The sequence below is a fragment of the Martinezella calliandrae genome (genome assembly GCF_030272695.1).
In the GTDB taxonomy this organism is placed as follows: Bacteria; Pseudomonadota; Alphaproteobacteria; order Rhizobiales; family Rhizobiaceae; genus Rhizobium; species Rhizobium calliandrae.
Genome location: NZ_JARFYN010000010.1, coordinates 163566 through 182388, shown reverse-complemented (window position 1 = coordinate 182388; position 18823 = coordinate 163566). Strand labels below are relative to the sequence as shown.

The following is an 18823-nucleotide window of genomic DNA, read 5'->3' as shown; positions in this document are numbered from 1 at the left end:
AGCCGGAAAATCTCAGTTCAGCTTGCAGGCGATCGATTCAGGGAATTGGCACTTGTCGCCAGCCGCGGTGAAGGCAACTCGGTCGATCTGCATCGTTGCCGGCCCGCCGCCATAGGCGAACTTGCCCATCCAGCCACTCAGCGTGTCCGTGCCCCACAGGCTGAAGAAGATCTTCTGAGCGTGTGTCGGTATTTTCGAAGGGTCGCTAACCTCCTGAACCAGCTTGCCATTCACGTAGTAGCGAAGCCGATCCTTCTCCCAGACGAAGGCATAGTCGTTGAAGCCTTGATCAGCGCCGCCGGCGACCGGGACAAGTTTCTCATTGCCACCCTTGGCGCCGATATATTGATTGACCTGAACCTGTCCGGGGTTCTTGCCGAGCACCTCGAAATCGATTTCGTCGTGCGGCTTTTTGTCGGTCTCACCGATATAGGTGAAGAACGCTGAATTGAGGCCCGAACCCGTCGCGGTGCGATATCGAGCCTCGTAGGTGCCGTAGCCATAGGTCTTGGTCGTCTGGATCTCGCCGCAGGCGTAGTCGCGTTGGCCGGTCTTGGCCTGGGTGAATTGAAGCTTCAGCATGCCACCATCAACGCTGACCTGCTTCTTAGACCAGGTGCAATTCTGGTGCGGGCCATTGTTCCAGCCATCAGAAACATACCAGCGACCGCTGTCGATCCTGTCGAAATTGTCGACGAAAGATTTGCCGCTCGGCTGATCCTCCTGCGCGGAAGCCGCGCAGGGAATGAGGCCGAGGCCCAAGATGGCAAATGAAACAAGGCTAAGTCTTCTCGCGCGGAAGATTGGATTCGTCATGTATCACCTTTACTCGGAAGTCATTTGCCGACCGTCGGCAGAAAGAACATTGGCGGGCCGCTGCATGCGGCTGCCGGTCAGCAAATTGTAGAAAGAGGGAGCGGCATAGCGCGCCAAACCATTGGTTAGCGGCAGCACCGTCAGGGTAGTGCCGGCGGCCAGCAGGTAGAAGACAGGATAGAGGTCTGCGCCGCTACGGTTCCACAAAACAAAGAGGCAGAATAGGATCGGATAATGGGCGCAGAAGATCCAGAAACTCAAACCGCCGGTTCCAGCCAATCGCTGGGCAAAACGGCTCTTGATCAGGATTGCCGAAAGTGCCCAGAAGCCTGGTATACCGGCAAGCACCATCAGATCTCGGCTGAACATGAGCCATACTGGCGTTTCGGGCGCAGTCACATAGGCCACTGTCGCCCACAAAATCGCGAGTGCGAGAAAGGCTGCGCCGATTGGGGCCGCGTATCTGTCGATGATTGTCAGATCGATGCGGTTAAGGCTGAGATAGATACCGAAGCTGAAGCTGAAGAGGATGGAGTTTCTGAGCACAATGCCAAGCGATACCGGCAGTGCTGCAAGGAGTAGCAACGATGCCAGCGTCGGCAACGGATAACGACTGATCAGCATCGCCAGCAGCGGCGAAAGCAGAATGCAAATGAAGAGGTCGCGCAGGAAATAGAGGGGCAAATTGATCGGCGTGCCTTCAATGGCAAACAGAAGTGTGGCGAGCGTGCGAGGGCTGGCGTCCGTCAGATCGGCAATATAGCCGTCGCCGATGCCGCGGTTCTGCAGGATCAGCACGAACAGAAAGAAGACGCTGTTCCACAACAGAAACGGCAGGAGAACTGTCTTGGCCTTGCGACGAACAGTCTTACCGTAATCTAGCGAAGCCGCGCCGCGTCGGAAAAGGAGATAGCCGGAAATGGCGCTGAGGCAGGGCACGCCGACGCGAAACAAGCTATCGCGCAGGAAGACCCGAAACCAATCGAAGACGCCATAGACGCCTTGGAACGGGCTGGAATCCGCATCGAATGGAATATGTACAAACACGATGCCGGAGATAAGCACGATGCGCATAAGATTGATCCGCGAAGACACGTTGGCAGTCACGTTCACGATATCTGTCACCCTATTTCGGACCGCTCCCCCCTTTGCGGCCGTTTCAACCAGAGCAGACTAGAGCCCGCGACACCTAACCTAGGGCGATCTGGCGAAAGGAAATATGGCACTGCAGCAAAAAGCGGGGGGGTAGGAGCGCTAAAGCCAGTCATTTCGCGGCGAAAAGGCCGGACAAGCATATAGCCCAAACGGATTAATTTCTTTGGAAGTCAATGGCTTAAAACGATTTATGGCTGGTGTAATATTATGTGAACAGAATGGAAATACACGCTGTAGCGGCATCAAATTTTTTTCCACCGGCCGAGGATTTTTTTGCATCGCCGCAGAGTTCGCTATCAAAAATGATCGAAATGAGGCGGCGATGCAAGCTTCTTGAGAAAGTGCGAATAGGATTAATCACCTACGAGTTGTGGTTCTGCCTTTGGCATTCTGCGTGAGCGAACAAGTTCCAGCAGCTTGCGGACAAGGGCTCCCTCGGTCAAAAGAACAAGTACGGCATAGATCACACCGCCTGCCAGCGAGCCGACGACGACCTTTAGGACGGGGCTTGGTAGCTGCGTCTGCAGATGGTCAAGCATGAAGCGAACGATCAGAGCCATGATGAGTGCGGTGATCATCGGCCGGTTGCTGATATAGAGGCCCCGGAAGAACGGCGTGCCGTCGGCCCGAAAGACCGCCCAGGAATAGAAGATCAGCGTGACGACGCTGACGATGCAAAGCCAGACCATGGCCGTGATCAGATCGCCGGTGATCGCTCCATAGGCAACGGCAGCGGTCGTTATGATGGCGCGGATGATCGCCGACCAGAACAGAACGTTGCCGCGGCCGACACCCTTGAGATAGGGGATGAAGGTGCTGCAGGGCGTCAGGATCGCCTTGGAGATCGCCAGCAGTCCGAGCACGGGCCAGGCATAGGCCCATTTCTGTCCGAACAGTACCAGCATGGCCGGCTGAGCGATTGCCCACAGCCCGAACATCATCGGCGCCAGCAGCACCGTCGTCACCTGTGTGCTCAGCATCAGCGCATCCGACCGGCGCTTGCGGTCATGCATCATGTGGCTGAAGGCCGGGAACAAGACGCCCATGACCGCCGAGAGCACCACCTGGTTTGGAATGCTGGCAAAGCGGTTGCCGGCCGAATAGGCGCCGGCATCGGCGAGGCCGAGATAGCGGGCAATAATCACCATCGGCGACTGGAAGGTGACGAAGTTGGCCATTTCCGAACCCATCATGCCGAAGGAGAATTTCGTCAGTCCCTTGACACGGCTGAACGAGAAGACGGGCCGCGGAAAATAGCCGGAGACGCTATAAAGACCGACGAGGCGCACCGTGCCGGAAACGAAAAGCTGCGCAACCAGCGACCAGACGCCAAATCCAAAATATGCCAGGCCGACGGCCATCAATGCGCCGGAGGACTCTGAGATCATGCTCCAGACCGCGTCCTTGCTGAAGTTCATCCGCCGCGCCAGGATTGAGTAGGCGACATCGGCGGCAAGCTGGATCGGGATCATGAAGGCCATGATGCGCAGTAGGTAGGCTGCCTCTTTTGCGCCCAATAATGCTGCAAAGAAGTCGGCGAAGACGTAAAGAACGACGGCCATCAGCGTCGAGACGACCAGGTTGACCCAGAAGACCGAGTGGATGGTCAGCATGTCCTCCTTGTCCTGGATGACGAGGGAGGAGGTCAGTCCGGCGCCGCCGATCATGGCCAGAAATTGCACCACCGTCAGCGCCACGGCGACGACACCGAATTCTTCCGGGGTAAGGATGCGTGCCAGAATGGGCACTGTGATGAATTTTAGTCCAAATGTACTTGTCTTGGATAAAACGCTCCATCCGACATTGTTCGTAATCGAACGGACACTAACTGTTGAGGTCATTGCGACATCCTATCTCTTGGGACCGGCTGAAAATGAGCGATGGAGATTGTCGAAAAACACACGGCCGCGACCCCCGTACAGGGGGCCGCAAACTCTTGTTGAAACCGTAAAGGCGAGAAAATGGCGTCAGTTACGATTGTTATTCCCTTCTACCAGAAGCAATCAGGCATTCTGCAGCGCGCATTGAGGTCGATATCTAGGCAGGTGTTTCAGGATTTCGATATCATCGTTGTCGATGATCAATCGCCGCTTTCGGCGGAAAGCGAGCTTCAATCGCTTGGGGAAGAAGATCGGGCGCGAATTAGGGTGATCCGTCAGACCAATGCCGGCCCAGGTGGTGCGCGCAACACCGGTCTCGACAACGTGCCGGCAGCAAGCCGCTTCGTTGCCTTCCTCGATTCCGACGACGAATGGGCGCCGGAACACCTCGCTAACGCCGTCGAGGCCCTGACGCGACATGATGCCGATTGTTATTGGGACTCGATCTATGGTGGCGAGGAGTTCTACTACCATTTTAGCATGGCGGAATTGGCGAAATCGGTCGATGCCACTCGTCTCTCCCAAACGCCGTCGATTATCGAAATTCCCGATGTCGCCAGCGTTATGCTGAAAGACTGGAGTTTTCTGCATCTTTCCTGCATGGTGATTGGCCGGCCATTGTTTGAGAAAATCCGCTTCGAAGCCGCCCTGCGACTGGCGGCAGAGGATGTGTTGTTCTTCTGCGACTGCATCCTGGCGGCCAAACGCGTGTTGCTTTGTGAAGATACCGGCGCAATGCGCGGTGAGGGCATGAATATCTTTCACAGCATCGATAACGATTCACCGGAGTTCTTGCACCAGCAGTTCAACACCTGGACGGCGCTTAACACGCTGGAGCAGCGGTTTTCGCGCCGGCCTCAGGACGTCGCGGCCATTCGCGTTTACAAGAACCGCGCCCGCAAACAGGCCCTTTGGAGCCAGGTACGACAATTGCGCCGGCGGCGGTTACCACAGGTCGGGCTCCTGGCGAAATGGGCATGGCGCGATCCGGCGATATTGCAGAGCGCGATGCAGCTTGCCGCGGGCAAGTTCGCGCCCTAGTTTTCGCATCTGCAGCAAAGCTGTCGATGCCATAGTATTTAAAAGCCAACGCGTGTTCGGCTACTATTTCACCAAGGAGACCTGCATGAAGCCGTTCCACTGGGAATCCACCCATGGCAATTTCGGTGACGATCTCAATCTCTGGCTCTGGGATTTTTTGCTCCCGGGCCTGCGCGACGTGCATGAAGAAACACTGCTGGTCGGGGTCGGCACCGTCCTCAACACCCTGATACTGCCGCTTGAGGGCCGCAAGCTCGTCATCGGCAGCGGCTTTGGCTATGGCTCGCTTCCCGATATGCGCGACGCGAACGAATGGGATATTCGCTGTGTGCGTGGCCCGCTGACGGCGGAAAAAGTTGGCCTTCCGCAGGACATGGGCATCGTCGACCCGGCAGTGATGGTGACCGAAATGCCTGAGTTCAAAAATCTACCGAAAAGCAAACGCCGCACCTTCGTACCGCATTGGGAGTCGGCTGCCGCCGGGATCTGGCCGGAGATCTGCAAGACCGTCGGCCTTTCCTATCTCGACCCCCGCGGCGAGGCGAAGGCCGTGATCCGCGAGATCGCGACATCCGAGTTGATCGTCGCTGAATCCATGCACGGCGCGATCCTGGCCGATGCCTTCCGCGTGCCGTGGGTCGCCGTCAGCACGTCACGGGCGATCAACAGCTTCAAGTGGAACGATTGGGCCCGCTCTCTCGAAGTTACCTACGCGCCAAAGCTCATTCCGGTCTCTACCCGCGCCGAAGCGATCGCCAAGGGTGCCCGGTTCTGGGGCGTTGGTTTCGAACGTGACGGGCAGGCCGTCGACGAGCAGGAAAAGCGCCGGCAGGGGGAGACGATGGTGCTGGCCGATCCTGAGCAAACCCGTCTAAGGGTGATGGCAAAACAGGCGCTTGCAGTGCCCTCGGCGCTGGGGCTTTGGCAGGCCAGCAAGGCCAAGCCGCAATTGAGCGCCGATGCAACACTTGCCAACCGCAAGCAGCGCCTTTGGGACGTTCTCGAAGGCGTGCGCCGCGATTACCTCTGACAAGGCGAAGAATTATTCGGGAGCGGCCTGTAGCAGATAACGCAGGCCGTTTGTCCCCGAATGAGCGATCGGCGCACCGCCGCCCTTGCGAAAACGCTCCGTCTTGTCGGCAAGAATGCCAGCGGCAATGGCCGGAATAGCGGTCGGATTACCCAACGCATAAAAAGCCGCCGCAGCCAGACCCGACTGCCCCTTGATATCCAGGAAGCGCCGCAGCTCGAACCGGCCGCGAACATGTTGCTCGTGGCGGCGAATGGCGGCTGCATCGGTCGGCGAAAGACCGCCTGCCGCGAGGATTGCCCGATCGGCTTCGTAAAGCCTCAGCAAATCCTCGGTGCGATGGCGACCACTCAGCGAATTGCTGCGCACCACCGCGCCATAACCGCAACTATGGATGACTTTGTAGCGAGCAGCCTTGGCAAGCGCCCGTACATAGAGATCGTAATCCTCGCCGAGGCGCAAAGCCTCATCATAGCGCAGGCCGTGGGCGTCCAGAAACGATCGGCGCATCAGCGGCTTCAGAAAGCCGATCTCGCCGCGTCGGACGCCACGTTTGGAGATATTGCCTTCAACAAAGGCGACCAGATCGAGAAAGCGCGGCTTCGGATCAAAATGATCAAGCATCGTAAAAGCATCCGAGACCGTATCGGCGTTGACGAAGGCGATGTTGTCGGCAACGAAATCCCAATCGTCGGCTGAGAGCAGCGGCTTGAAGCGCCCTGGGAAAAAGAAATCGTCGGCATCGAGGATGCTGATCACGGGCGCGCGCGAAATATCGATCGCGTGATTGCGTGCTGCCGCAGGGCCGCGATTTTTCTCGAATTCCTGAATGGTGAGACGCCCACTGCCGTCGTCGGCGAGGCCGGCGGAGGCGGCCGTGCCGTCTGTTGAACCATCATCGATGACAACGACTTCAGCCACCTCGGGCTCGCGCAGTGCCGAGGCGACGGCAAGGCCGATAGTGTCGCTGGCATTCTTCGCGGCGATGATTACGCAGACGTTGTTCTGGGCACTGTCAGTCACATTAGCCTCCATGGTTCTGCCGGAGACTTAGGACGGCATCAGCTATCGGCAACCACAGGATCGCCAAAAGATCGACCAAGGGGTGACCTTACGGATTGAAGGGTTCGGAACGGTTGAGATTGGAAGCGTGCAAGCCGGTGACCTTGTCGTCACGCATCGCCATTGCGGCCGCATCCTCATTCAATAACGCGTTTCGGGCCCTCTGCTCTTTCCAGACGAGAAAAAGCACGCCCAGAAAGTAACCGATCTGCAGCAGTACGGCGCAAATCACCGTTTCGATCAACGTGGTCGAAAGAGACTGCGTCAGGAAATAAGTCGCAATGGCAAATACGGCTAGTGCACCAACCATGCTGACAAAAAAGCGTGGCGCATACATAACATTACCTCGCCCGCACAATGACAAAAAAAGCATTCAAGGTCTTGCCTCCCGAAATAGACCCACACGGCAAATATATTTAATGAATCCTTTAGATTCAACCGAGTGATTATGGTCTGTTGCGAATGGATACGACTTTACCCACCACTCGTTAAAACTAGTCCCCCGAATTACGCGCAATTGGACTCGATATTTTCTCTCTTTCTTTCCCATTCTCATTAAGGTTGTCCATTAAGGGGCTATATACAATTTTTGTGATATTAACTCATGTGGGCTATTGACCCGCGTCTCGAAGAACTTAATCAACTTTTATTACAAAGTCCTGTCTTCGCGAACGCCAATATGTGCATCGCAATATCGTGTTGCAGCGCAATAATTTCCGCGAAAAATCAAGATTGCGCATGAACGCTCAAGAGTGAGCAAAGCCTTTTCCAACAACAATCGATGAAAAAATCGCCTCTTATAGCCTTTAACATTCTTTTACTGCACTATCCGTAACGTAAGGCGCAGGTTTTTTAGCCGTCTATACAATACATTCTTTAGTATAATCGTTATATAAGAACTAGCTAAACTTACGAAGTTTGGCAGTTTGGCGGTAAGCGCCTACCTCGAATCCGTGTCGCCATAAAAATTTGGCTTAAAAAATCATAATCGCTACCTACACTCCGTCATGCACAGCGCTAACTAGGCGCCCGAGACATTTCCGACCAATTCGCCAACATGAATGGAGTCACCTCTATGAAGTCTGCGACGAGATCGGCCACACCGGCTTTTTTCAGCGCTCCGGAAACCGACGTCTTTCCGCCAACAGGTGGAATCCTGAAAAGGATGTTCGACGTTTCGACCGCAATGACGGCGCTGATCTTCATCAGCCCCATCTTCCTCATGCTTATGCTGCTGGTGAAGCTCTCGGACCGAGGCCCTGTCTTTTACGGCCATCGCCGCATCGGACATAATGGCAAAACCTTCCGCTGCCTGAAGTTCCGTACCATGGTCGTCGACGGCGACAAGGTTCTGCAGGCCTATCTTAAAGCCAACCCGCAAGCGATGGAGGAATGGCGTGCAACACGCAAACTGCAGAACGACCCCCGCGTCACCCTCGTCGGCGCGGTGCTCCGAAAGCTCAGCCTCGACGAGCTGCCGCAGCTTATCAATATCATTCGCGGTGAAATGAGTGTCGTCGGGCCGCGCCCTGTCGTTGAGGACGAGCTGGAACTCTACGAAACCGCGGCGATCTACTACCTCCAATCGCGCCCTGGCCTGACGGGTCTTTGGCAAGTCAGCGGTCGTAACGACGTCTCCTATGCCAGCCGCGTCGCCTTCGACACGCACTACGTCAAGAACTGGTCGCTCAGCAGCGACGTGCTCATCATCGCCAAAACCATTCCGGCGGTCTGCCTGTCGCGCGGCAGCTATTAAAGACGAACGCAGATACCGCAGGAGGGTTCCTGCGGTGTTCCGCAAACGCGGGCTGCGGTCAAATAACAGGGAAGATCCTGCATGATTGAATTTCAGTCTCCTGGCAAGTTCGTTGGCAAGGCCACACCTTTTCGTTGCACGGCGCTGGTGGTTATCAGCCTTTGCATGCTATCGGGCCGCAGCTATGCCGATAACCTTCCTGGGTATCATCTGGGCGTCATGGACAAGCTGCACATTCGCGTTGCCGAATGGCAAACTGCCGAGGGCACGATCCGCGACTGGTCGACGATTTCGGGCGACTACACCGTCGGTCCCTCCGGCTCGGTTTCCGTTCCCTTCATCGGCGATATGCCGGCCGTCGGTAAGACAACTGACGAAATTGCCCAAGCCATCGGTGTCGGGCTACAAAAACAATTCGGCCTGCGCGATCGGCCGTCGGCTTCCGTAGAGCTTTCGCAATTCCGGCCGATCTATCTCGCCGGCGAAGTTCAGAATCCGGGCCAATATCCTTTCGTACCCAATCTTACTGTCCTTAAGGCACTTAGCCTCGGTGGCGGCACGCGACGTGCCGATGCCGGTCAGCGGTTCGCGCGCGATTTCATCAACGCCAAGGGAGACGCGGTCGTCCTCATGGCGGAGCGCGGACGATTGCTGATGCGCAAGCAGCGTCTGCTGGCCGAGGTCCAAGGGAAGGATCAGATCAATGTCCCGCCGGAGCTGCAAAAGCTGCCACAATCGGCTGACCTACTTGCCAGCGAAGAGGCCCTGATGAAAGCGCGTAGCGTCCGCTTGTCGACGCAATTGCAGGCGCTCGCGGACCTGAAAGTGCTGCTGCAAAGCGAGGTCGAGTCGCTCGGGAAGAAAACCGATACGCTAAGCCGCCAGCTCGATCTGGCCAAGGCGGACCGCGACAAGGTCGAGAGCCTGGCGGAAAAAGGATTGGAACTTGCCTCGCGCAAGATCTCGGCCGAACAGCGCGCTTCCGACGTGGAGACCAATCTATTGGATACCGACAGGGCATCGCTGAACGCCAAGCAGAGTATCAGCAAGGCCGATCAGGACGAGGCCACGCTGCGCAACGATTGGCAGAATTCGCTTGCCCAGGATTTGCAGGATACCGATACACAATTGGAAACCCTGCAGCTCAAGCTCTCCACGAGCCAGGCGTTGATGCAGGAAGCAGTCGCGCAGTCTGCCGATGCCAGCAATATTGATCCCGGCGGCCAGGACGTTAAAGTCGCCTATACCATCGTGCGCGATGACAACGGCCAGCCGAAGGAAATTCAGGCGGACGAGAACACCCAGGTTATGCCGGGTGACCTCATCAAGGTCAGCGCCGCCATGGCCATGCGATAAGGGGGGTCGATGCAGATCGCCAAATCGACCTTTGTTCGTCCAGGCAGCAACAGCACCTATGGCATGGTGGCTGTTGCGCTCTCTTTCTTCGTCTTCGCCTATTCCTCCATCTTCGGGCAGCCGTCCATCCTTGTCTATTATGCGCTCTGGTTTCCGTTGGTGCTGATCGACTATCGTAGCGCGCTCGGCAGTTACCAAAAGCAGCTCTGGCTCTTCGCCTTCGGTGTTTTCACTTGCCTTTCGATCTTCTGGTCGGCCGTGCCGTCAGTGACGGCGCGTGCGGCAATCCAGTACATGACGCATATCGTGTGCGCCCTGATCGCCATGCGCACGCTCGATATCCGCACGCTTTCGCGCGGTGCAATCGCCGGTACGAGCATCGTGCTGATCTATTCGATCCTCTTCGGCTATACAGCCTATGATCCGATCGACGGCACTTATAGCTTCGTCGGTGCTTTTGCCTCGAAGAACCAGCTCGGATTTTATGCCTCGCTCGGCATCTATTTCGCATTCGCCGCCGTCTTCATTCTCGGCGAGCGCCGCATCTGGATGGTCGGTGCGGGCATTGCCGGTCTCCTATCCGCCTATTGTCTGCTGAAGTCGTCGTCGGCGACATCGGTGTTGGCGACCGCACTAGTCGTCGCGCTCGGCATCGGGATGCGTATCATCCTGTTCCTGTCGCCGCTGCAGCGTACAAGGCTGTTTTTCATCTTAGCCATAACCGGTCTCGCGGTCGCTGTCGCCGGTGTCAATCTCGGTGGCGTCGATCTGGTGCTCGGTGCCTTCGGCAAGGACTCGACGCTGACGGGTCGTACCTATCTATGGCAACAGGGCATAGAAGCCGCCGCACAGCATCCTTTCTTCGGCGCCGGCTACCAGGCCTACTGGGTGCAGGGCTTCTCCGAGCCGGAGCGTCTGTGGGAAGAATTCTACATTGCCTCTCGCGCCGGTTTCCATTTCCACAACACCTTCATCGAAACGACCGTCGAGACGGGACTGATCGGCGTCGGCCTGCTAGTGGCGATCCTGCTCACCGCCTTCATCGGCCATCTCAAGCGGTTTCTGAACGATATCAGAAACGACGAATCCTATGTCCTCTTCGGCGTAGCGGCACTGCTTCTGATCCGTGCCTTCGTCGAGATCGATATCCTCAATCCCTACCACGTCGGCTCGTTCCTGTTTTATTTCACGGCGGGTAAGCTGACGATGAAAACCCGGGCGAAACGGGTTGTTCCGCTCGCTCCCGACGATCGACTGGAGTTTGCACAGCCGGTGAGCTGGGAGCAGCAGATCAGCAGATGAAAACTCTCTATGGCATTCAATACCTGCGCGGCTTTGCTGCTCTCGCCGTGGTCCTGTTCCACGCTGCGGAGCGCACCGACGACCATTTCCTCATTGGAGCAGCCGGCGTTGACGTCTTTTTCGTCATCAGCGGCTTCATCATGTGGACGATGAGCGAGCGCCGTCCGGTGACGCCGTCGCGCTTCCTGCTCGATCGTCTGCAGCGCATTGCGCCGTCCTACTGGATCGTCACCGCCATCATGGTTGCCGGCGCACTCGCCGGCCTGTTCCCGAGCATGAAGCTGACGGTCACCCATATCCTGGGTTCGTTGTTTTTCATCCCCGTCCGCTCGCCGAGTAACGGCGCGATCTGGCCGGTTCTGGTGCAGGGATGGACTTTGGATTTCGAGATGTTCTTCTACGTCATCTTCGCCGCGACCCTGTTGCTGCCACGCCGCCTGCGGCTTCCCAGCATGGTCGGCATCTTCCTTGCCTTCGTCATCGCCGGCAGCATCTTCAATCCGCAATCGTCGTTGCTCATAACCTTTACGCGGCCGATCATCCTGGAATTCGCCGCCGGTGCGATCCTTGGCTGGCTATGGCTATCGGGCAAAACAGCAGGTCCCGGCGTCGGCCTTGCCCTGATCGTCGCTGCCCTGCTGGGTTTTACGGCTATCCAGCTTTTCGGCCTCGCCTTCAACGAATTGAGCTGCGGCCCACTTGCCGTGGCACTGGTGTTTGGGATGGTATCGCTGGAGAGCAGCGGCAAGCTTGCGAATATTCCGCTGCTCACCTATCTCGGCAACAGCTCCTATTCGATCTATCTCTGGCACACGCTGGCAATTTCGGTAGTGACAAAACTGGTGGCGTCCACGCAAATGCCCTCTGACGTCGCAACGTTCATCAGCGTCATTGCGGGTACATTACTGGGTATCTGCGCCTACGAAGCGGTCGAAAAGCCGCTGCGCAACCTGTTGAAGAGCTTGAGATGGCAACGGTCGCGACCATCGCCGGCATGACAGACGCTCAGATCCTGGTCTCGACCTGATGCCGGATGTCATCGGCCAGGGGGTGCAGATCTTGCGATGTTGAGGGGCCAACGAGGCTGTAGCCCATGCCGTCGCTGGCCCAGGTGACACCGGTCGTCGTGCCCTCGGAATGTTCGGCCATCGGCTTGTCCTGGTCCACCAGCATCGGCCGGGTGAGAAGAACAATGCGTGTGCCGTGGTCATTGTCATACATCAGCATCAGCCCCGGCCCGTGCGCCGTCGCGGTCACCCGCCCGCCCATCAGGCGATATCCCGAGGCGGAAAGATCCGGAAGCATGACAGGTCGCTGCAGCCGCTCCGATGCCCAGGCGACAAGCTTGGCGCCGTCGTCGGCAGTTAATTCGACCGGGCGAACTCTGTCGGAGGCGTAGGCGCCATAGGTGTTGGCCGCTTCCCGCTCCAAGGCCAGGACGCCTTCGTTCGCCGGTAGCGACAGTCCATGCAGCCACCAGCCGCCACCGCCGCCGAGAACAAGCAACGTGGCCGCGGCTGTCGCCATCCACCAGCGCGTCATGGGTGCCTTATTCCGCCGCGCCTCGATCATATGCGCAAGATTGAGCCCTGTCGGGACGGGCTCCTCGGCAATCGGATCGAAGGCGTCGCGCAGCTTCAGCCGCTGTGAATGGTAATTTTCCACACGGGCGGCGACGTCGGAGTGGCTTTCCAGATAGGCTGCGACTTCCGCCCGCCGTGCCGCGTCCAGCGCATCGTCGACATAGGCGTGGAGATCGTCCTCGGTAATCGGCTGCATGGTCATTTTATTCTCCGCAGATGTGCGCCCGGGCGGGCGGCTCCGCCTTCTCCTTCCAGCAAATGTCGCAGCCGCTCGCGGGCTCGCGCGAGCCGCGACATGACAGTGCCGATGGGTATGCTCAGCACTTCTGCCGCCTGGGCATAGGACAGATCCTCCACCGATACCAGCAGCAGAACACTGCGCTGTTCCTCCGGTAGAAGCGCCAAGGCTGCAACGATGTCTCGCCGCATCAGCGCATCCTCCTGCGCCGGCGGCTGCGACAACATGGCCTCCGCCGTATCCTCCAGCGGGACATGAACACCGCGCCGCGCCGACTGGCGCAACCGGTTGACGGCAAGATTGTGCAGAATGGCAAACACCCAGGTGCGCGGATCTCCATCTTGACGGCGCTGGTGCCAATGGCTGATCACCTGTTCGAGGCAATCCTGCACCAGGTCGTCCGCTCCCGTCGCATCGTGTAACAGCGCCCGCCCATAGCGGCGCAATGCTGGAATGAGCGGCTCGACAATTCGGACAATGTCACTCATCTGCGTGGGACCTTCGGGCCAATCCAAAAAGCGGACACCACCCGCCATCCTATATCACAGGAGAAGGCGGGCGGATCACTCTCAATATTTCTAGAGCTTATCGTTTCTGAACTTGAACGATGGCTCCCGGCCGGCCATCCGCACCCGCGGCTGCGATCACCAGATAACGTCGCTCGGCCTTTGCGCCGTTCTGGACGATCTGGCGGATCGGCCCGACAGCATCGACGATCGCGGAACCGGCGGGGTTCGTCATGAAGGACGCGAGCGGCTCCAACATGCCGCTGCCGTCGGCATTAGAAGCGAGCGCCAGAACAAAAGGCTTCTTCGGCTCAAGGCCGGTCACGGAGGCCTGCAGAACCTGAGACAGACCCTGATCGAAGAGCGCGACGCTCGTCGGCACCTTGTCGCCCTCGGCCTTGCCCTTGGCCACCATCTCTAGATGCGCGGACTGGCCTGCGACACCGAGGGGCTGCAGGTTTTGAGTACCGTCGCCACCATCGGCAACCGCATTCGGTACATAGGCGACCGCTTGCGGCGCCTGGCCGATCGGGATGGTGGCGATAACCTTGTTGGTCAGCGTGTCGATGGCGGCGAAAGCGTCGGCATTTTCAAGGCCGACATAGACGCGCGTGCCGTCGCCCGAGGGCCAGACGCCATGCGGCAGATTGCCGACCGGAATGGTTGCGACCTGCTCGAAATTGTCCGTGCGGAAGACCTTCACCTCGTTCAGGCCGCCAACCGTGACGTAAGCGAACGTTCCATTGGCATTGTGGACGATGTTGACGTGGTTGGTGATCGGACCGGTATCCAGCGTCTTGATGGCATCGAACGGCGCTTGCGCGTTAAAGACCTGGGTTTTGCCGATGTCCTTCAGTGTGAACCAGACCTGCTTGCCATCCGGTGTGGCGGCGATGTTCGGGCAGAAGGGGCTTTCCTGCTTCACATGGCCGACGATCTGGTGATCGGCAAGCGAGACCACCACCGTATCCGGGTTGAAAGACGAGCAGATGTAGCCGTATTTGCCATCGGGCGAGAAGATCTGCATGCCGGGACCCGCCGGCACCTTGATCTGCAGCTTTTCCTGATAAGTCTTGGCGTCGATGACCGAAATGTAGTCTTCACCGCGAACCGTGACCCAGACCTCATTCCCATCGGGTGTAAAGAAGGCCTCATGCGGCGAGCGGCCGACATAGGTCGTGTGCTTGACTGTGTTCGTCGCCGTGTCGATGAAGGTCACCGAATTCGAGCCGATCGAGACGACGGCGAGCGTCTTGTGGTCCGGTGAGAAGCCCATGCCGTGCACCAGAAGCTGGCCCTTATAGAGCGGGCTCAGATTGCCTGGCTGCGGATCGCCGAGCTTGATAACTCCGAGCAGCTTATTGTCGGCGGGATCGGTCACCGACACGGTGTTGGAAAACTGTTCGGCCGCGTAGACGCGATCCTTGTGGCTGATCGCGATATCCGGGTCGGCGGCAGCGCCGGGCGCCTGGCCGGCAAGGCTCGCAACAGGTGCGAACACGGAGCCGGCGAGAAGGCCGAGGGTGAGGAGGGTCGGCTTCATGATCGGGTCCTTTTCAATTGCGCATTTTCATATCCGTCATGGACATGCCCGAGGGCATGGACGACGAGTTCTGACCGGAGGAGATCGGAGGCGTATTCGGGACTGTCGGCGCGGCCGTCGAGGGCGGCAGGGGATCGCCGAGCGCCAGTCGCATGGCGGCAATTTCCTGCTGCTGATCGACGATGATTTCCTGCGCAATGCGCTTCAGCTGCTCGTTCGTACCGTAACGCAGATAGGCCTGAGCCATGTCGATGGCGCCCTGGTGATGTGGGATCATCATCTCGACGAAGTCGCGGTCGACATTGCCGCTCGGCTTAACCGCCATGTCGTTCATCATCTTCGTCATCGCCCTATCGTTTTCACTGAGATAGGGCGCTTCCGCCTGAATGGCTGGCGATGGAAGCGCCTGGGATGCGGGCACATCCTGCGCGAACGCCAACGCTGCGGACGAAAGCGCGGCGGCGGTGAGCGCAGAGATGACAGCCAGATGCCGGATAGAACGGGATTTGCTCATGTCTTGCCTCCTTAAGCGGTTGCCGAGCGGCGTCATGGAGGTAGACAAACGCCACTGCGGTTTATTCCGCAGCGGGGAAATTATTTCTTGGAGCGCTTGGATTGAGAGCAGTCCAGAGCCCAGCGACCAGCGCTCTCCGCATCCACTCTTGTTTGTCGAGTAGTTTTTCGCCGACCATGTAATACCTTGCTGATATCGATACGATCGTCGGCGATAAGATAAAGCGTGAGGTCGTTCCCTGCGACGGCCTCTCGAATTGCTTCACTGGTTGAAGCATAATCACCCGCATCGCCGGCGTTGCGAATAAATCCGGCCATCTCGGATGTTAGAGCGATCGTCATTTTTTCGACTGAAGCCATCGGATAGTCCAGCCATAGAAAACGGATGGTATGCCTTTAGCATACCATCCGCGAGAGACTGTCGACGAAATTCTTAGAGACGCCGCCGCCGCAACTGATCGAAATAGACGATCACGATAATCAACACACCGGTGATGATGCGCTGCCAGAAGGAATTCAGGTTCAGCAGGTTAGCGCCGTTGTTGATGGTGGCGAGGATGAAGGCGCCGATCAGCGGGCCGTAGACGGAGCCGACAGCACCGAAAAGGCTGGTGCCGCCGATGACGGAAGAGGCGATTGCCTGCAATTCCCAACCATCGGCCTGCGTTGCATTGCCGATGGCGATACGCGAGGCGAGCAGGACGCCCACGAAAGCGGCGCAGGTTCCTGACAGAATATAGGCGAGGTAGATCATCCAGGTGACGTTGACACCGGAGAGACGTGCGGCTTCGCGGTTCGAACCGACGGCAAAGAGATAGCGACCCCAGCGGCTGAGATGCAGGAAGATGAAACCAGGTATCGCCACGAGGATGACCATCCAGAACAGGCTCGGAATGCCGAGGAAATCGGCGACGGCGAAATTGGTGAAATCGTCGTTGACGATGTTGATCGTCGAGCCGTTGGTGATGAGCAAACCGATGCCGCGCAGGGACGTCAGCGTCGCCAACGTGATGATGAAGGGCGGCAGGCCCATGCGCACGATACCAAAGCCATGGAACGCGCCGATCAGGATGCCGAAGGCCAAGGTGATCAGAATGGACGCCCAGACCGGAAATCCGGCCTGCAGCAGCCAGGCGATGATGACCGTACAGAAGCCGACTATAGCGCCGACGGACAGATCGATGCCAGCTGTGATGATGACGAAGGTCTGGCCGAGGGCCAGGATCGCCGTCATCGAGCCCTGACGCATGAGGTTGGTGATGTTGAGCGGCGTCCAGAACTTGTCGGTCGACAAGCCCAGAATAATCCAAAGAGCCAGCAGGAGAAGGATCAGCGTCAAGCTGAAGAGGATGTTCATCTTGCGCCGCGGCGCGACGCTGGGGCCTTCTGTAGTATTCACGGCCATTGTTCTTCTCCCAAATTCTATTCTTATCTTCTTTGTCTTTGTCGTTCAGACGCCGATTGCCTCACCGAGGACTTCTTCATGCGTGGCGGCGTGAAAATCATGGCTGGCGACAAGTTGGCCGCGGCGGAAGACATGCAGCCGATCGGCGAGCTCATAAACTTCCGGCAGATAGGACGAAATGACGATGATGCCCGCGCCATCCCGCAAAAGCTTGGCAAACAACCGGTAGATTTCCGCCTTGGTGCCGACGTCGACGCCAACGGTCGGCTCATCGAATATGAAAAGCTTGGCGCCGTAGCTGAGCCATTTGCCGATGACGACCTTCTGCTGGTTGCCGCCGGACATGGCCGAAACGAGAACGCGCCGGCTCGGCGTCTTGATGCTGAGATCCCGGATCTGCTTATCAGCATTGGCCGCTTCGCCAGTGCGATTGATAACCGGCCCCTGGCTCAGCCGCTTGAAGACCGGCAGATTGATGTTGAGCCCGATCGGTAGGTTGAGGCATAGCCCCTGGTCGCGGCGGCTCTCCGGCGCCAGCGCAATGCCGAGCTCCATGGCATCGCGCTCGCTGCGAATGTCGACTTTTCGGCCCTGCCAGTAGATTTCGCCAGCCGAAAGCGGCTGACGGCCGTAAAGTCCAAGCGCAAACTCGCTGCGCCCTGCACCGATCAGCCCGTAGAGCCCAACGATTTCACCGGCCTTGACGGTCAACGAGACATTTTCGAAGCCGGGGCCGGAGAGGCCGCGGGTTTCCAGGATGGTCTCGCCGATCGGAATCTCTTCCTTGTGATAGATCTGCTCGATCGAGCGGTTGATCATGAGCTTGATCAGCTCGTCTTCATTGGTCTCACTGACCTCGCGCGTGCCGACATGTGTGCCGTCGCGCAGGACCGAGACGCGGTTCGCCAGCTCGAAGACCTCTTCCATGCGGTGGCTGATATAGACGATCGTGACGCCTTCGCTCTGCAGGCGGCGAATGAGCTTGAAGAGTTGCGCCGATTCCTTGCGGGTGAGGTAGGCGGTTGGTTCGTCGAAGATCAGGAATTGGGTGCCGCGCATCGCGGCGCGGGCGGTGGCCACGAGCTGCTGCTGGCCGATGGTCAGCGAGCTTAACAGCGCGCCTGCAGGCAGACCGAAGCCGAGATCGTCGAGCACGGTCTGTCCCAGCTTCTCCATCTGCTTCTTACGCATCAGCCCGAAGCGATTGACTTCGTCGCCAAGAAAAAGATTGGCCGCGACTGTCAGGTGCGGGCAGAGCACGACCTCCTGATGCACGGCATTGATGCCGCGGGCGATCGCCTCGTTCGGATTGGCAAGCGCGACCGGATGGCCGCACCAGTATATCTCCCCTGCTGTCCTGGTGATGACGCCGGTCAGGAGCTTGATAAGGGTCGATTTGCCGGCGCCGTTTTCGCCGACAATGGCGTGGATTTCGCCCGCAAGAAAGGTGATTGAAGCCGGCTTCAGCGCTTCGACATAGCCGTAGCGCTTCTGTAGTCCTCTGAGTTCGAGGATGGGCGAACCTGTCGGAATACGGTTTGCTTCCGTCCGGATAGTGTCATCGTGCCGATGACTGATCTCTTCGAGGTTCGTCATGGGGAATTCTCCTTCGCCGACCATTTTCTCGGCTTGCCTCA

The 18823-nt window shown here is 58.1% G+C and carries 18 protein-coding genes; 6 read left to right on the top strand and 12 right to left on the bottom strand.

From position 1 onward, the window contains the following. Positions 1-12: 12 nt before the first annotated feature. From exoK to PY650_RS10400, 3 genes are all read right to left on the bottom strand, one after another. Complete coding sequence (gene exoK, locus PY650_RS10410) at positions 13-816, bottom strand: endo-1,3-1,4-beta-glycanase ExoK (RefSeq protein ID WP_285879108.1); 804 nt, start codon at positions 814-816, stop codon at positions 13-15. A 9-nt stretch (positions 817-825) separates the two neighbouring features. Next, entirely contained in the window at positions 826-1890 is a 1065-nt protein-coding gene (locus tag PY650_RS10405; protein ID WP_285879107.1) for an acyltransferase family protein, read from the bottom strand. 434 nt (positions 1891-2324) lie between these two features. Next, a complete protein-coding gene (locus PY650_RS10400; protein ID WP_285879106.1) occupies positions 2325-3812 on the bottom strand; it encodes a lipopolysaccharide biosynthesis protein in 1488 nt (495 codons plus the stop codon). A 120-nt stretch (positions 3813-3932) separates the two neighbouring features. Here PY650_RS10400 and PY650_RS10395 point away from each other — a divergent pair, with 120 nt between their 5' ends. Both PY650_RS10395 and PY650_RS10390 read left to right on the top strand, forming a co-directional pair. Then, positions 3933-4892: a glycosyltransferase family 2 protein gene (locus tag PY650_RS10395; protein WP_285879105.1), complete on the top strand. Its 960-nt coding sequence runs from the start codon at positions 3933-3935 to the stop codon at positions 4890-4892. 85 nt (positions 4893-4977) lie between these two features. Further along, positions 4978-5922, top strand: a complete 945-nt coding sequence (locus tag PY650_RS10390; protein ID WP_285879104.1) for a polysaccharide pyruvyl transferase family protein — start codon at positions 4978-4980, stop codon at positions 5920-5922. A 12-nt stretch (positions 5923-5934) separates the two neighbouring features. Here the strand turns inward: PY650_RS10390 and PY650_RS10385 are convergent, their stop codons facing one another. Next, a complete protein-coding gene (locus PY650_RS10385) occupies positions 5935-6945 on the bottom strand; it encodes a glycosyltransferase family 2 protein (RefSeq protein WP_285879102.1) in 1011 nt (336 codons plus the stop codon). Positions 6946-7033: 88 nt separating this feature from the next. Next, positions 7034-7321 (bottom strand): exopolysaccharide production repressor protein, encoded by a 288-nt coding sequence (locus PY650_RS10380; RefSeq protein ID WP_285879100.1) that lies wholly within the window; start codon positions 7319-7321, stop codon positions 7034-7036. Positions 7322-8059: 738 nt separating this feature from the next. On the opposite strand from PY650_RS10380, the gene PY650_RS10375 reads away from it, so the two are divergent. The 4 genes from PY650_RS10375 to PY650_RS10360 all read left to right on the top strand — a co-directional run bounded on the left by PY650_RS10375 (position 8060) and on the right by PY650_RS10360 (position 12396). After that, entirely contained in the window at positions 8060-8740 is a 681-nt protein-coding gene (locus tag PY650_RS10375) for a sugar transferase (protein WP_285879099.1), read from the top strand. Positions 8741-8821: 81 nt separating this feature from the next. After that, on the top strand, positions 8822-10096 hold the full coding sequence (locus PY650_RS10370) for a polysaccharide biosynthesis/export family protein (protein ID WP_432761512.1): 1275 nt from the start codon (positions 8822-8824) through the stop codon (positions 10094-10096). A gap of 9 nt (positions 10097-10105) precedes the next feature. Then, complete coding sequence (locus tag PY650_RS10365) at positions 10106-11398, top strand: O-antigen ligase family protein (RefSeq protein WP_285879097.1); 1293 nt, start codon at positions 10106-10108, stop codon at positions 11396-11398. Then, positions 11395-12396 carry an acyltransferase family protein gene (locus tag PY650_RS10360; protein ID WP_285879096.1) on the top strand — a complete coding sequence of 334 codons (1002 nt, stop codon included), beginning with the start codon at positions 11395-11397 and terminating at the stop codon, positions 12394-12396. Before PY650_RS10365 ends, PY650_RS10360 begins: the two co-directional genes overlap by 4 nt. Before the next feature lie 7 nt (positions 12397-12403). Here the strand turns inward: PY650_RS10360 and PY650_RS10355 are convergent, their stop codons facing one another. The 7 genes from PY650_RS10355 to PY650_RS10325 all read right to left on the bottom strand — a co-directional run bounded on the left by PY650_RS10355 (position 12404) and on the right by PY650_RS10325 (position 18782). Continuing rightward, a complete protein-coding gene (locus PY650_RS10355) occupies positions 12404-13183 on the bottom strand; it encodes an anti-sigma factor family protein (protein WP_285879094.1) in 780 nt (259 codons plus the stop codon). Then, entirely contained in the window at positions 13180-13707 is a 528-nt protein-coding gene (locus PY650_RS10350) for a sigma-70 family RNA polymerase sigma factor (protein ID WP_285879092.1), read from the bottom strand. The genes PY650_RS10355 and PY650_RS10350 overlap by 4 nt, the downstream gene beginning before the upstream one ends. Positions 13708-13804: 97 nt before the next feature. Then, positions 13805-15268: a YncE family protein gene (locus tag PY650_RS10345; protein WP_285879091.1), complete on the bottom strand. Its 1464-nt coding sequence runs from the start codon at positions 15266-15268 to the stop codon at positions 13805-13807. Positions 15269-15281: 13 nt separating this feature from the next. Continuing rightward, complete coding sequence (locus PY650_RS10340; protein WP_285879090.1) at positions 15282-15782, bottom strand: DUF305 domain-containing protein; 501 nt, start codon at positions 15780-15782, stop codon at positions 15282-15284. 80 nt (positions 15783-15862) lie between these two features. Continuing rightward, positions 15863-16141, bottom strand: coding sequence for a type II toxin-antitoxin system ParD family antitoxin (locus PY650_RS10335; protein ID WP_285879089.1), 279 nt, complete (start codon positions 16139-16141; stop codon positions 15863-15865). A 73-nt stretch (positions 16142-16214) separates the two neighbouring features. Further along, positions 16215-17186 carry an ABC transporter permease gene (locus tag PY650_RS10330; protein ID WP_285879088.1) on the bottom strand — a complete coding sequence of 324 codons (972 nt, stop codon included), beginning with the start codon at positions 17184-17186 and terminating at the stop codon, positions 16215-16217. A gap of 45 nt (positions 17187-17231) precedes the next feature. Beyond that, positions 17232-18782, bottom strand: coding sequence for a sugar ABC transporter ATP-binding protein (locus PY650_RS10325; RefSeq protein ID WP_285879087.1), 1551 nt, complete (start codon positions 18780-18782; stop codon positions 17232-17234). Positions 18783-18823 lie beyond the last annotated feature (41 nt).

Excerpts from the sequence above, each read along its gene's own strand:
- exoK (WP_285879108.1), bottom strand. The coding sequence starts at position 816 with ATGACGAATCCAATCTTCCGCGCGAGAAGACTTAGCCTTGTTTCATTT.
- PY650_RS10405 (WP_285879107.1), bottom strand. The coding sequence starts at position 1,890 with ATGCGCATCGTGCTTATCTCCGGCATCGTGTTTGTACATATTCCATTC.
- PY650_RS10400 (WP_285879106.1), bottom strand. The coding sequence starts at position 3,812 with ATGACCTCAACAGTTAGTGTCCGTTCGATTACGAACAATGTCGGATGG.
- PY650_RS10395 (WP_285879105.1), top strand. The coding sequence starts at position 3,933 with ATGGCGTCAGTTACGATTGTTATTCCCTTCTACCAGAAGCAATCAGGC.
- PY650_RS10390 (WP_285879104.1), top strand. The coding sequence starts at position 4,978 with ATGAAGCCGTTCCACTGGGAATCCACCCATGGCAATTTCGGTGACGAT.
- PY650_RS10380 (WP_285879100.1), bottom strand. The coding sequence starts at position 7,321 with ATGTATGCGCCACGCTTTTTTGTCAGCATGGTTGGTGCACTAGCCGTA.
- PY650_RS10375 (WP_285879099.1), top strand. The coding sequence starts at position 8,060 with ATGAAGTCTGCGACGAGATCGGCCACACCGGCTTTTTTCAGCGCTCCG.
- PY650_RS10370 (WP_432761512.1), top strand. The coding sequence starts at position 8,822 with ATGATTGAATTTCAGTCTCCTGGCAAGTTCGTTGGCAAGGCCACACCT.
- PY650_RS10365 (WP_285879097.1), top strand. The coding sequence starts at position 10,106 with ATGCAGATCGCCAAATCGACCTTTGTTCGTCCAGGCAGCAACAGCACC.
- PY650_RS10360 (WP_285879096.1), top strand. The coding sequence starts at position 11,395 with ATGAAAACTCTCTATGGCATTCAATACCTGCGCGGCTTTGCTGCTCTC.
- PY650_RS10355 (WP_285879094.1), bottom strand. The coding sequence starts at position 13,183 with ATGACCATGCAGCCGATTACCGAGGACGATCTCCACGCCTATGTCGAC.
- PY650_RS10350 (WP_285879092.1), bottom strand. The coding sequence starts at position 13,707 with ATGAGTGACATTGTCCGAATTGTCGAGCCGCTCATTCCAGCATTGCGC.
- PY650_RS10345 (WP_285879091.1), bottom strand. The coding sequence starts at position 15,268 with ATGAAGCCGACCCTCCTCACCCTCGGCCTTCTCGCCGGCTCCGTGTTC.
- PY650_RS10340 (WP_285879090.1), bottom strand. The coding sequence starts at position 15,782 with ATGAGCAAATCCCGTTCTATCCGGCATCTGGCTGTCATCTCTGCGCTC.
- PY650_RS10335 (WP_285879089.1), bottom strand. The coding sequence starts at position 16,141 with ATGGCTTCAGTCGAAAAAATGACGATCGCTCTAACATCCGAGATGGCC.
- PY650_RS10330 (WP_285879088.1), bottom strand. The coding sequence starts at position 17,186 with ATGGCCGTGAATACTACAGAAGGCCCCAGCGTCGCGCCGCGGCGCAAG.
- PY650_RS10325 (WP_285879087.1), bottom strand. The coding sequence starts at position 18,782 with ATGACGAACCTCGAAGAGATCAGTCATCGGCACGATGACACTATCCGG.